This window comes from Paraburkholderia sp. GAS206C, assembly GCF_050435645.1.
Lineage (GTDB): Bacteria > Pseudomonadota > Gammaproteobacteria > Burkholderiales > Burkholderiaceae > Paraburkholderia > Paraburkholderia phenazinium_B.
Genome location: NZ_JBNDKR010000001.1, coordinates 510,178 through 521,801, shown reverse-complemented (window position 1 = coordinate 521,801; position 11,624 = coordinate 510,178). Strand labels below are relative to the sequence as shown.

Genomic DNA, 11,624 nt, shown 5'->3' with positions numbered 1-11,624 from the left:
CGTCTCCGTGGTCAATGCGTGTGGCCGCCGGAAACGTCGTCGCTTGCTACGAGCGCGACGCAGTCGCCAGGTTCGACGCTCGCAAACGAACGGACAATGACGACTAGTCCCGCGGTGTCGAACCTCAGTTCGACGGGGGCCGCCCACGGTGCGTGCGGATCGAAGATGCGCCCGGCCAGGTCGCCGGCCTTTACCTGGTCGCCGAGCTTGAATGCCGGTTCGAAAATGCCGCGCGTGTCCGCAAAAACGTAATGCTTTTTGCCGTCGACGCGCAGCCAACGGGTGTCGTAACGCGGCGGGGGCAGCGAGTTGTCCGGGCAGATGCCGAGCGTCGCCAGCACGCGCTGCACACCCTCTTCGACGATCGCAAGGCCGGACGGATTCAACGTAGCATAACCACCGAATTCGCCGCACAGAAACAGCTTGCCGTGCCGCTCGATGGCAGCTCCATAGGTGCGGTCCTCGCCGAGCAGATCCATCACCATTGCATGGGGAGCAGCAAACGCCTCGACGATGCGCCGGTATTCGCGACGGCGCTCGGCATCGGCAGGCGGGGCCACCAGTAGCGTCGGTAAGTGATCGAACGAGGCTCCGCCTGCATGAATGTCGAACACGAAGTCGGCGCGCGGAAACAGTTCGGTATCCACATAATGAGCGATCATCTCCGTGACGGAGCCGTCGCGACGGCCCGGGAAAATGCGGTTCATGTTGGCGCCATCGATTGGCGAGGTCCGTCGTCCAGCGAGAAACGCTGGGAAATTCAAGCCCGGTACGATGATAAGACGGCCGTTGATCTGCATCGAAGGCAGACGCTGCAACAGTTTCATCAGCGCAATAGGGCCTTCGTATTCGTCGCCGTGATTACCGCCAGTGAGCAACGCAGTGGGCCCGTTGCCGTGCTTGAGGACGGCGATCGGGATGGGGATGTGTCCATAGCCGGATCGGTCCACGGAATGGGGCACGTCTAGCGTGCCCGTCTGAAAGCCCTCTTGCTCAAAATCGATGTCCGTTGAAATGCGGGAACGGTTGTTTGCCATCATTCGTCTCCTGAATGTTTGCATGCCGCGCAGGTCCGGCTGCGGCGGCGATGTGCGTACTATCGGAAATCGAGAGGCTTTATGCCAATGCCGATGACTGGCTGGCGCGATGCCTTGGCGGCATCGGTCCCGGGTATTCGAAAAATCATCAAAACCCTTGACACCGTGAATTTGACTTCTTAAATTCGCTACCACTGAGCCGTCGTGTTGTCCGGCGGCTCCACGGCAACGTTGCCGTGCTACACATGAAAGGCTATGCAGCCCCCGAACTTGCGTCCAACGCTGGTTCGGGGGCTTTTTGCTTTGGGAGACCGATTCGTGACATTGCAGCAAACCCCCGCAGAACGTGGCTTGGACGGCTTCGTTATTGCATGCATTCAGATGGAGCCGCATGTCGGCGCCAAGCGCGATAACGTGGCGCGTTCGATTCGTCATATCGAATCCGCAGCTAGGAGTGGCGCATCGCTGGTGGTGTTGCCCGAACTGGCAAATAGCGGTTATGTCTTTGCCGATCGGGACGAGGCGTTTTCGCTAGCCGAGGAGTTGCCGAACGGAGAGACGGCCCAGATCTTTACGGAAGCGGCGCAACGACTCGGCATTCACATCGTTGCCGGAATTGCCGAACGGGCAGGTGAGCGTCTGTACAACTCGGCCATCTTCACCGGGCCGTCCGGGCCGATTGGCGTTTACCGGAAACTACATCTCTGGGGCGACGAAAAGCGCTTTTTCGAACCGGGCGACCTCGGCGTTCCCGTCTTCGATACCCCGTTGGGGAGAATCGCGATTGCGATCTGCTACGACGGCTGGTTTCCCGAGACATACCGGCTCGCGGCCACGCAAGGCGCGGACCTTGTCTGCGTACCGACGAACTGGGTGCCGATGCCGGCACAACCAGACGACCGCCCCGCCATGGCGACGACGCTCGCCATGGCGGCGGCGCATAGCAACGGTCTCGCGATTGCCTGCGCAAACCGGATTGGGACCGAACGTGGTCAGCCTTTCATCGGCCAGAGCCTGATTGTCGGAGGCGATGGGTGGCCTTTGGCGGGGCCGGCCAGCAGCGACCAGGAAGAACTGCTCTACGCCGCAATTGATCTGAAGCGCACGCGAGCCCAGCGCACGCTTAGCGCCTCCAATCACGTCCTGCGCGATCGTCGGGCCGACGTCTATGACCCGATGCTTGGCACAGGCTGGCCATCCTCAAGCGCGTGAGACATCGGACAGTGCATACCTGCTCCTTCCAAACCAGCAATACCACTACCACTACGACCACCTCTACGAAGGAAACGCCATGAGTCAGTTCAAGAAGCAGTTTCTGGTTGGCATCATCGCGGCAACCGCCGCAGCGGGCGCATGCACGACCGTGCTGGCCGCCGACCCCATCAAGATCGGGGTTGCGGTCGGACTGTCCGGCGCAAATAGCGTGGTAGCGCCCGCGGTCGTGCAGTCCTCGCAACTTGCGGTCGAGCAGATTAACGCCGCTGGCGGTATCCTGGGTCGCCAGGTGCAACTGGAGATTACCGATGACGCGTCTGGCGCAGTCGGCGCACAGAAGGCCTACGACACGCTGGTTTTCCAGAACAATGTTGACGCAATCATCTCAATGGAAACGAGTGCGGCGCGCAATGCGGCGTTACCTATCGTAGCGCGCGGCAAGAAGCCGTTCATCTATACCTCGTTCTATGAAGGCCGCTCGTGCAGCCCGTGGATGTACGTCAATGGTTGGGTGCCGGAACAGCAGGTGGCGCCGGTCGTCGACTACTTCGTAAAGAACAAGGGCGCCAAAACGTTTTACCTGGTCGGTAACGATTATGCGTTCGGCCGGGGAATGCTGGAGTTCACTAAAAAGTACATCGAGCAGCACGGTGGCAAGGTGGTCGGCGAAGAGTATCTGCCGATCGACGGCACGGACTGGACGCCGATACTCTCGAAGATCCGCTCCGCGCATCCCGATGCGCTAATCAGCGCGACGGCCGGCGGCGCGCCGAACGTCTCGCTGGCGAAGCAGATAAAGGGGGCGGGGCTGACGTTGCCGTACGGTAATCTCGCCATCGACGAAGGGACCGCGAAAAGCATGGGCGATGCCGCTACGGGCACTTACATGTCGGCGTCCTATCTGACGAGTATCGACAACGCGGGCAACAAGGCGTTTCTCACTGCCATGGACAAGCGTTTCGGCAAAGACCTCAAGACTCCAAACGAATTGTCCGAACCTCAATACGAGGCCTTCTTCCTTTACAAGGCCGCAGTCGAGAAGGCCGGTTCGACCGATTCCTCAAAGGTCATCAAGGCACTGGATCAGGTGTCGTTCGACGGACCCCGCGGCCCTGTGACGATGGACAAGAGCCGTCATACACCGCTTGCCATGCGCCTGGGACAGATTCAGGCCGACGGTTCCGTAAAAATCCTGCAATCCTTTCCTGATGTAGATCCGGGTGCACAGTGTCCCAACATCAAGTGAACGCCGGGCGGATGTGACTGGAGACAACAATGGTCCTCGCATTGGATATTTTGACGACTGCCGCCGTGCTGTTCATCGTCACGGCGGGCTTAATGGTGATTTTCGGCGTGATGAAGATCGTCAACTTTGCCCACGGGGCATTGCTGACGATGGGTGCGTACTCGAGCTTCGTCGTTACGCAGTTGAAGCTCAACCCTTGGCTCAGCGTGCCGTTGGCGATCGTGGTGGGTACCGCTGTCGGGATGCTGGTGGAGCAGGTGATCGTGCGCCCGCTCTACAAACGCCCGCTTGACGCAATCCTCGCTACATGGGGCCTCGGAATCGTGATTGGGCAACTGATCGTGATGGCCTTTGGCCGGGAGGTCCAGTTTGTGGAAACGCCCTTGAAGGGGGCGATTTCGATTGCCGGCACCGACTATTCCGCCTATCGCCTCCTGCTGATTCCGGTCGCTCTGGTCCTGTGCGCGCTGATGACAGGCCTGCTTGCCGGCACGCGCTTTGGCGTCAAGACCCGCGCAGTCATCATGAACGAGGATCTGGCACGAGGGCTGGGTATTCACTCGGGTCGCATCCGCTTTATCACGTTTAGTCTCGGCGCTGCTTTGGGCTCGCTGGCCGGCACGCTGATTACGCCGCTGTCGAGCGTCGATCCCGACATGGGACTTGTCTGGCTGGTAAGCGCCTTCATGCTGGTCATGGTGTCAGGGTACTCGATGCTTAGCCTGCTGATTACGTGCCTGGTATTCGGAGCGTGTCAGGTGCTTGTCAGTACGTTTGTCAGTCCTGTGCTGGGCGGCCTGACCATTGCCGTGCTGGCCGCGCTTACGCTGCGCATTCGTCCGAAGGGGTTCTCCCATGGTTAAGCTCGATGCGGCGGCCAATCACCCGGACAATAGCGCCGCGTCGACGGGGACGCTTGCGCCTAAGCGGCGCCGTCCTCGTGGGCGCGGCATCGTTCTGTGCGGTGCGTGCGCTCTTCTATTGCTGGCTGTAGGTCCGTTCGTGTTCGGCACGTATTTGCTGAACATCCTGATTCAGGCATTCTTCTTTTCGATAGCCGCCATCACGGTGGATATCCTCTGGGGCTACACGGGTTATCTAACGTTCGGACAGGCTGCTTTTTTCGGTCTCGGCGCATACGCGGCTGGGCTGGTCTTTACTCACGGTGGTTTCTCTACTGGTTATGTCGTACTGGCGTTGGGGGCGGCTATCGTCGTGGCTCCGGCCGTCGCGCTCGTGCTGGGCTGGCTTTCGTTCTATCGCGGTGCTTCGCCGTTTTTCGCTACCGTGATGTCGCTGGTCTTGCCGATCGTACTCAGCCAGTTGCTGCTGTCAGGTGGCGAGTGGACGGGATCGAGTTCCGGGCTCACCGGCTACGAGACTTTCGATCTCTCGTTGCCGGCCTGGTACTGGATCGCCGGAGCGGCCTTGCTGAGCGTCGCAACGCTGACCTGGATATTCGTGCGCAGCGACGGCGGCCGCGTGCTGGCAGCGATCCGTGATAACGAGTCGCGCTGCTCGTACCTCGGGATCAATACGTCGCTGCTCAAGATCGCTCTGCTGGTGGTGGCCGCGATTATCGCCAGTCTTGCAGGCTTCGGTTATGGATCCTTTAGCGGGGTCGTCGCGCCGGAGTTGACCGGATTCGTGCTGGGTACCCAGATGATCATCTGGGTCGCGCTTGGCGGCAGGGGAACGCTGTGGGGGCCGGTCATCGGCACTCTCCTGATCAACGTCGGCACAGCGTATCTGAGCAGCAGCATGCCGTTTGCGTGGCAACTTATTCTCGGAGCCGCGTTTGTGGCGGTGATCGTACTGTTGCCGCAAGGGCTAGTACCAGCGCTTCTGAAACCGTTGCTTAGGTTTGCTGACAACGTTGCTGAACCGGAGATCGTCGAGCGCGCTGTTAAAGCGGAACGGCAGCAGGCGCCGTCCGAACCCATGCTGCAATTGAACGGAGTCGCCAAACACTTTGGCAGCCTCAAGGTGCTGCAGGGCATTGACCTTGAAGCTAACGCGGGTGAACTGGTCGGCCTCATCGGTCCCAATGGAGCCGGCAAGACGACGCTGATGCGTTGTATGAGCGACGGTGCCGAACGCTCTGCAGGGACAGTCGTGCTGTGCGGCAACGATATCCGGCAACTGGCGCCGGAGCGGTGCGTGCATTTCGGATTGGGACGGAAGTTCCAGAACGCAAATGTGTTCGAGAGCCTGACGGTGGCGGAATGTTTGAGGATCGCGAGCGCGATCGTCGAAAGGCCTTCGCTCATCCGGCGCTCGGCGACCCTCGCTTTACCGCCGTATGCGATCGAGGTTGTCCGTACCACTGGACTCGACCGGAAGTTGAGCGCGGTCGCAAAGGATCTGTCGCACGGCGAACAGCAGGCGCTGGAGTTGGCAATGGTGCTCGCGTTGGAACCACGGATCGTGCTGCTCGACGAGCCCACCGCCGGGTTGACCAAGACGGAGCGCACGCAGATCGGCGACGTGCTGGCCGCATTGGCTCACCGGTATCAGCTTTGCTGTCTGCTGGTGGAGCACGACCTGGACTTCGTTGCAGAGGTTGCCACTCGCATCGTCGTCCTGCATCAAGGGCGCATTGTGATGCAAGGCTCCTTCGACGAGGTGGTCAATTCGGAACTGGTCAAGACAATCTATGCCGGGACGGCGCAGGGTACGGGACCGGTCAGCGATGGTATGCACGGGGAGGCGTCATGAGCCAGAACGCGCTGGAACTCCGGGACGTGACGAGTGGATACCGGAGCTCAGTGGTACTTCGCAATCTATCGATGACCGTCGCCAATGGCGAGGCTCTCGCGCTGCTCGGCAAGAACGGCATGGGCAAGACCACGCTGCTCAAGACGATCATGGGCTATCTGCCGAAGAAGACGGGCGCAATCAGCGTACGCGGGCAAGACATCACCCGCATGGCGCCCCATCGGATTACACGCGCAGGCATCGCCTATGCGCCGCAGGAACACGCCTTGTTTCAGGATCTCAGCATTCGTGACAACCTGCGCATCGGGCTTGAGAAGGCATCGGTGTTCGAGGAGCGATTTGCGCAGATCGAACCGGTTTTCCCGGTGTTCACGAACCGGCTGAAGCAGTTCGCGGGCACGCTTTCCGGCGGCGAACAGAAAATGTTGCTGGTTGCCCGCGCACTCATGATGCGCCCGTCGATCATTCTTCTCGACGAAATCACAGAAGGGCTGCAGCCGACTGTGATCGACCGCCTGGCCGACGCGTTGCTATGGGAACGCAAGCAGCACGGCACGACGCTGCTGCTGATCGAGCAGAACGTGCCTTTCGCGTTGAAAGTCGCCGACCGCTATGCGGTGCTGAAGCAAGGCGAAATCATCGACGACGGAAACGCGAAGGATGAGACCGCGGCGGCATCGATCTTCGAACATCTGCGCGTCTGACACGGCACATTTTCTGAGGCATCATGAGTGCTATGGAAGCAAACCGCTGCTCGACCGGCTAAAGTAATACAAGGAGGAACCGAATGCCGACGAACTCGCGACACCCAGACGCCTCGCCATCGGCCGACGCTGGTTGGCGCATCGGCGTGCTGTATTCCCGCACGGGCGTTACCGCTGCGACGGAATCGGAACATTTCTTCGGTACCGCATTGGCGATCGAAGAGGTCAACGCCGCAGGCGGCGTCGACGGGCGCCTGCTGGACCCTGTCGTGTACGACCCAAAGAGCGATCCGGATGAATATCGCCGGCTGGCCACCCGGATGCTGCAGGAGGACGACGTCACGGTGATTTTCGGCTGTTCGACGTCGTCGAGTCGAAAGGCGGTGCTGCCGGTAATCGAGCGCAACAATGCGCTGCTCTGGTATTGCTCCATCTACGAAGGCTTCGAGTATTCGCCGAATGTGATCTATACCGGCGCCGTGCCGAACCAGAACAGCATGCAGCTAGCCGCCTATCTGCTGCGCAATCACGGCCGCCGCTTTTTCCTGGTGGGCACCGACTACGTCTATCCACGCGAGTCGAACCGGATCATGCGGGATATGGTCGAGCAGCACGGCGGTGAAATCGTTGAGGAAATCTATCTACCTAGTGACGCAGATCCGGCGGCGCTGAGAGAGGTCGTGCAACAGATCAAGGCGGTCGGACCCGACGTGGTGTTCTCCACCGTGATCGGCCGCGGTGCGCGGAATTTTTATCAGTTGTACCGCGAGCACGGTATCGATCCGGCGCAGATTCCGATCGCCAGCCTGACAATGGCGGAAGGCGAAACGCGGATGATCGGCCCTGAACTGTGCGGCAGTCACATCATCTCCGCGAGCTATGTCAACACGCTCAACTATGCAGGCAACAGGCGTTTCCTGAATTTGTGGCATGCGCGTTTCGGAGATCAACCGGCCAGCTTGTGGTCGGAGATGGCCTACAACCAGGTTCATCTCTTTGCGCTGGCGTTGGCTCGCACCCGAAGCCTCGACACTGCAAGACTGGTGGAGGCGATTCACGAGGTCGAATTCGATTCGCCTGAGGGTGTGCTGAAAATCGATCCGGAGAACAACCACGCCATCCTGACTCCGCGCATTGCGGTGTGCCGGCCGGACGGCTCGTTCGACATCGTCTGGGAAGGGCGCGGCCCGATCAAGCCCGATCCCTATCTGACGTCGTACGGCTTTGCCGAATTCTGGCTCGACGGAGAACGGGCATGAGTTCGGGGGCTCGTCGGCTATTTGACGATTTGCGCACGTTGCGCGTCCTCGTGATTCACCCGCCCGGCGACGATCGCAGCGTTCTCGAGGAGCAGTTGCGGCGGATCGGTTGCCCTGTTCGCGTGCTATGGCCGTTTCCGTCTCAACTTCCTGCGGATGTCGACGCGATATTTTTTCTCGTCGGCCCTGAGACGCGAAGTGCAGGAAACTGGTGCGCGGCCGATACCGAGGCGACGCTAATTGCGTTGTCCGACTACGAGAATCCCACCGCACTAAAGATGCTGCTGGATACGCAGGCACATGGCGTGATCACCAAACCGTACCGCTCCACCGGTATTCTCAGTACGCTGGTGCTTGCGCGCGCAGCGTCCGGTTACCAGCAGCGGTTGCACAACAAGATCAGCAAGCTTGAAGAGGCGATCAAGGCGCGACGCCATATCGAACGCGCGATTCGCATTCTGATGGAGGCGCACCGGTTAAGCGAAAGCGAGGCGTACGAGCATATGCGTTCGCGGGCGACGGGACTCAGGGTGACGGTAGGAGAGATCGCCACGATGGTGATCGATGCGCATGAGGCGATGGAGAAGCTTGGGCTGGGGAAGGGAACGGCGTTTTGAGCTGGCGTCGTTCGCCATTCAAGCCCCACCTACCTCAATGTCCGTCGGACTTCCCCCAGACGATCGCTTCCGGATGACGCTCCAGATAATCGGAGAGGGCATTGAGCGAGACAAGCGTGCGGCGCAATTCGGTCAACGCCTCGTGAACGTCGGACTGCATTGGAGAGTCCTGCTGCAGCGTGGCATTGGCCGCATTGAACGACTGCGTGGCTGCCGTGAGCGTGGTGCGAGCCTGCGGGATCAGCTCCGTGTTGACCTGCTGAAACAGGGTATTCGCGTTCACTAGCGCCTTGTTCAGATTGTTGCCAAGCTGATCGAAGGGCACGCGGTCCAGCTTGCTCACTATGCTGGCGAGCTGGTCCTGAAGCTCGTCGAGCGTACTGGGTACGGTGGGGAGTTCGACCGGGCTGCGCCGGGTGTCGATGCTGGCAGCCGATACATGCGGGAAAAAGTCTAACGCCACATAGCGCTGGCCGGTCAGGACGCTCCCCATGCGCAATTGTCCACGCAGACCTCGGGCAACCATTTGACGCAGCAGCGCCCTGCCGGCTTCGCTATCGCCCTTTCCGATCGCTTCCCGGTAGCGTTGGCCGAGCCGGTAGGGGTACAGATTGAGTGCTACCACCATGTCGAAGCTACCACGCGACCGGTTGAAGTCGACGTCGATCGCGCTCACCCGGCCCAACTCGACGCCGTGAAAGTCGACCGGTGCGCCGACCGATAGTCCGCGCACCGATTGCGTGAACCGCAGACTCACGGCTGCGGCCGGTCCATCGTCGGCACGATGCATCGCGTCCTCGCGGTTGGCGGCAAGATCAAATGCGGTGCCATCAGCAGATTGCGGCTGGGCAACCTGTGATCGGGGCAAATCGAAAACGACGCCTCCTGAGAGGATCGTCGCCACCGACTGGGTGTCGAGTTTCAAACCGTTGGAATCGAGGCGCAAGTCGATTCCGCTCGCATGCCACCATTGCGTGGCGGCAGTAACGTATCGATCGTATGGCGCTTTCACGAAGACATCGATGTCGACCTGGGCGCCGTCTCCGGCTAGAGCGTAGCCGATCACCTGTCCAACCTGTACGTGCCGGAAATAGACTGGCGCGCCCACATTGAGCGATCCAAGTGATTCGGTATGCAGAACGAATCTCCGGCCGTCCTGGCCGCTAGTCATTAAAGGGGGTGTTTCCAGACCGGCGAATTCTTTGCATCGTTTTGAAGAACTGCCGACATCGGCGGCGATATAAGAACCCGAGATAAGCGTCGCCAGCCCGGAAATACCGGCTGTGTCAATTCGCGGACGGACGACCCAGAAGCGAGTGCCGCAAGTTGCGAACCGACGGGCTGAGGCATCAAGCTGCACGGCTGCGAGCACATGTGTGCGGTCGTTTGAGAGTTGCAGTCCCGTCAGTTTGCCTATTTCGACATCCCTGTAACGCACACGGGTTTTGCCAACCTCGAGCCCTTCGGCGGTGAGGAAGCTGACGTCGACCTCGGGACCCTGTTGCATGAACCGAGGAACAAGGAGCGCCAGACAAAGCAAAGCAGCAGCAAGCGGGACGAGCCACACGGCCGAAGTTAACGGACGACTTCGCATCAGAAGCCAACAACCAGCGTGATATAGACGAGTGACGCGAAGATCCCGGCCAACGTGCCTAACACGTCTCTGGAAGCTACGCCGCGGGTGAAATGAACCGGAATGCCTACCACCAGGTACGCGATCGAGAACACGATCGCGACCATCAAGGGCGGAGGCGCTAGTGACACAACAGCATTGGCAAATGCGCGCATGCACGGACCTCGTAAAGGAGCGGTGCAACCGGGTTTCGACTACGGCGAGTTCCGATGACCCGTATTTCCGGCGGGGGGCGCGCGTCGAGAGCCCGCCGCACCACGCTCGCTTTTGCGACTTTCGAGCCGTTAATTGAGTTGCGCCACCAGCGCATCAGCACCCTTGTCGAGACCGGTTTTTGCCGCACCGAGCGAACCGAAGGCTGCCGGCAGATTCATGGCGTTTGGATACTGCTTCGAAACGTATGCTTTCAGCAGATGACCGCTTTCGCTGTCATAGACTTCAACTGCATAGGAAACCGAACCACTGAATGCGCCTTGACCACCGCGGACTGCCTGCACTCCGTTATACAGATTGCCTGCAAGGTCGAAATGCATGGCCTGTCCGACGAGCAACGTCGTTTTTTCGGCACCGGTCAGCGTCAGCTTGACCCGCAGGGTGTGAGGGCTGGCCTGATTCGCGGCCTCGAATCGCCTGGTCAGTTTCTCCGCGAATGTCTTTGCCATGTAGTCGGCGAGCGCTGTCTTGTCGGCGTCTTTCATGTCGCCAAACTGGTTATCGCTGCCTTGATACACGATGACAGGATCGAGCATTACTTGCGTGTAGCGCGACCAGGTCACCGGGGATGTGTACCGGTAGGGAATCTTGACCGAATCGTCATCCCGGTTGCGCTGCAATTGTGACGAAGAGGCGATGCCGTTGTAGGCGACCGGCTGCACGCTGGCGCATGCCGCGAGAGTCAGCGCCGCTGTGACAGTGAAAAGAAGCGGGACGAATTTGTGCTTGAACATGCTGTGTTCCTGAAAAGGCAGGTTGGGCGCCGACTGGCGTTTGGTTGGGGCGAGAGCCGATGTGGCCGCAGAGTACCATCGCCATTATTAAATGTAAACCGTCTATCCGGTTTGTTTAGGGTGTAACTGAGAGCGTACAATTCCACCGCTCGCACGAGCGCCTGCTGGGCGGGGCCCCGCGGGACGGCTCACTGAGATTGAGTTACTGCACCGGATTACTTGCCAGACCTGTTCGTGACGCGGCGGCC

11 protein-coding genes are annotated in these 11,624 nt (G+C 60.0%); 7 read left to right on the top strand and 4 right to left on the bottom strand.

Annotation, left to right across the window (positions count from 1 at the left end; all coding sequences use genetic code 11):
* Positions 1-11: 11 nt before the first annotated feature.
* Complete coding sequence (locus P3T20_RS02425; protein ID WP_074269052.1) at positions 12-1,037, bottom strand: succinylglutamate desuccinylase/aspartoacylase family protein; 1,026 nt, start codon at positions 1,035-1,037, stop codon at positions 12-14.
* A 324-nt stretch (positions 1,038-1,361) separates the two neighbouring features.
* On the opposite strand from P3T20_RS02425, the gene P3T20_RS02420 reads away from it, so the two are divergent.
* From P3T20_RS02420 to P3T20_RS02390, 7 genes are all read left to right on the top strand, one after another.
* Entirely contained in the window at positions 1,362-2,249 is an 888-nt protein-coding gene (locus P3T20_RS02420) for a nitrilase family protein (protein ID WP_429286185.1), read from the top strand.
* A gap of 79 nt (positions 2,250-2,328) precedes the next feature.
* Complete coding sequence (locus P3T20_RS02415; RefSeq protein WP_429285946.1) at positions 2,329-3,498, top strand: substrate-binding protein; 1,170 nt, start codon at positions 2,329-2,331, stop codon at positions 3,496-3,498.
* A 29-nt stretch (positions 3,499-3,527) separates the two neighbouring features.
* On the top strand, positions 3,528-4,361 hold the full coding sequence (locus P3T20_RS02410; protein WP_074269049.1) for a branched-chain amino acid ABC transporter permease: 834 nt from the start codon (positions 3,528-3,530) through the stop codon (positions 4,359-4,361).
* Positions 4,354-6,216 (top strand): ABC transporter permease subunit, encoded by a 1,863-nt coding sequence (locus P3T20_RS02405; RefSeq protein ID WP_429285945.1) that lies wholly within the window; start codon positions 4,354-4,356, stop codon positions 6,214-6,216. The genes P3T20_RS02410 and P3T20_RS02405 overlap by 8 nt, the downstream gene beginning before the upstream one ends.
* Positions 6,213-6,920, top strand: a complete 708-nt coding sequence (locus P3T20_RS02400; RefSeq protein ID WP_429285944.1) for an ABC transporter ATP-binding protein — start codon at positions 6,213-6,215, stop codon at positions 6,918-6,920. Before P3T20_RS02405 ends, P3T20_RS02400 begins: the two co-directional genes overlap by 4 nt.
* Before the next feature lie 83 nt (positions 6,921-7,003).
* Positions 7,004-8,179 (top strand): transporter substrate-binding domain-containing protein, encoded by a 1,176-nt coding sequence (locus P3T20_RS02395; protein ID WP_429285943.1) that lies wholly within the window; start codon positions 7,004-7,006, stop codon positions 8,177-8,179.
* Positions 8,176-8,796 carry an ANTAR domain-containing response regulator gene (locus P3T20_RS02390; RefSeq protein ID WP_429285942.1) on the top strand — a complete coding sequence of 207 codons (621 nt, stop codon included), beginning with the start codon at positions 8,176-8,178 and terminating at the stop codon, positions 8,794-8,796. The genes P3T20_RS02395 and P3T20_RS02390 overlap by 4 nt, the downstream gene beginning before the upstream one ends.
* A gap of 34 nt (positions 8,797-8,830) precedes the next feature.
* Here the strand turns inward: P3T20_RS02390 and P3T20_RS02385 are convergent, their stop codons facing one another.
* The 3 genes from P3T20_RS02385 to P3T20_RS02375 all read right to left on the bottom strand — a co-directional run bounded on the left by P3T20_RS02385 (position 8,831) and on the right by P3T20_RS02375 (position 11,376).
* The gene (locus P3T20_RS02385; protein WP_429286184.1) at positions 8,831-10,390 is read right to left on the bottom strand and encodes an intermembrane transport protein PqiB; all 1,560 of its coding nucleotides are present in this window, start codon (positions 10,388-10,390) and stop codon (positions 8,831-8,833) included.
* Positions 10,390-10,584, bottom strand: a complete 195-nt coding sequence (locus P3T20_RS02380; RefSeq protein ID WP_074269043.1) for a hypothetical protein — start codon at positions 10,582-10,584, stop codon at positions 10,390-10,392. The genes P3T20_RS02385 and P3T20_RS02380 overlap by 1 nt, the downstream gene beginning before the upstream one ends.
* Before the next feature lie 129 nt (positions 10,585-10,713).
* Positions 10,714-11,376, bottom strand: a complete 663-nt coding sequence (locus P3T20_RS02375) for a DUF3313 domain-containing protein (protein ID WP_074269042.1) — start codon at positions 11,374-11,376, stop codon at positions 10,714-10,716.
* Positions 11,377-11,624 lie beyond the last annotated feature (248 nt).

Excerpts from the sequence above, each read along its gene's own strand:
- P3T20_RS02385 (WP_429286184.1), bottom strand. The coding sequence starts at position 10,390 with ATGCGAAGTCGTCCGTTAACTTCGGCCGTGTGGCTCGTCCCGCTTGCT.
- P3T20_RS02410 (WP_074269049.1), top strand. The coding sequence starts at position 3,528 with ATGGTCCTCGCATTGGATATTTTGACGACTGCCGCCGTGCTGTTCATC.
- P3T20_RS02415 (WP_429285946.1), top strand. The coding sequence starts at position 2,329 with ATGAGTCAGTTCAAGAAGCAGTTTCTGGTTGGCATCATCGCGGCAACC.
- P3T20_RS02425 (WP_074269052.1), bottom strand. The coding sequence starts at position 1,037 with ATGGCAAACAACCGTTCCCGCATTTCAACGGACATCGATTTTGAGCAA.
- P3T20_RS02405 (WP_429285945.1), top strand. The coding sequence starts at position 4,354 with ATGGTTAAGCTCGATGCGGCGGCCAATCACCCGGACAATAGCGCCGCG.
- P3T20_RS02380 (WP_074269043.1), bottom strand. The coding sequence starts at position 10,584 with ATGCGCGCATTTGCCAATGCTGTTGTGTCACTAGCGCCTCCGCCCTTG.
- P3T20_RS02400 (WP_429285944.1), top strand. The coding sequence starts at position 6,213 with ATGAGCCAGAACGCGCTGGAACTCCGGGACGTGACGAGTGGATACCGG.
- P3T20_RS02390 (WP_429285942.1), top strand. The coding sequence starts at position 8,176 with ATGAGTTCGGGGGCTCGTCGGCTATTTGACGATTTGCGCACGTTGCGC.
- P3T20_RS02395 (WP_429285943.1), top strand. The coding sequence starts at position 7,004 with ATGCCGACGAACTCGCGACACCCAGACGCCTCGCCATCGGCCGACGCT.
- P3T20_RS02375 (WP_074269042.1), bottom strand. The coding sequence starts at position 11,376 with ATGTTCAAGCACAAATTCGTCCCGCTTCTTTTCACTGTCACAGCGGCG.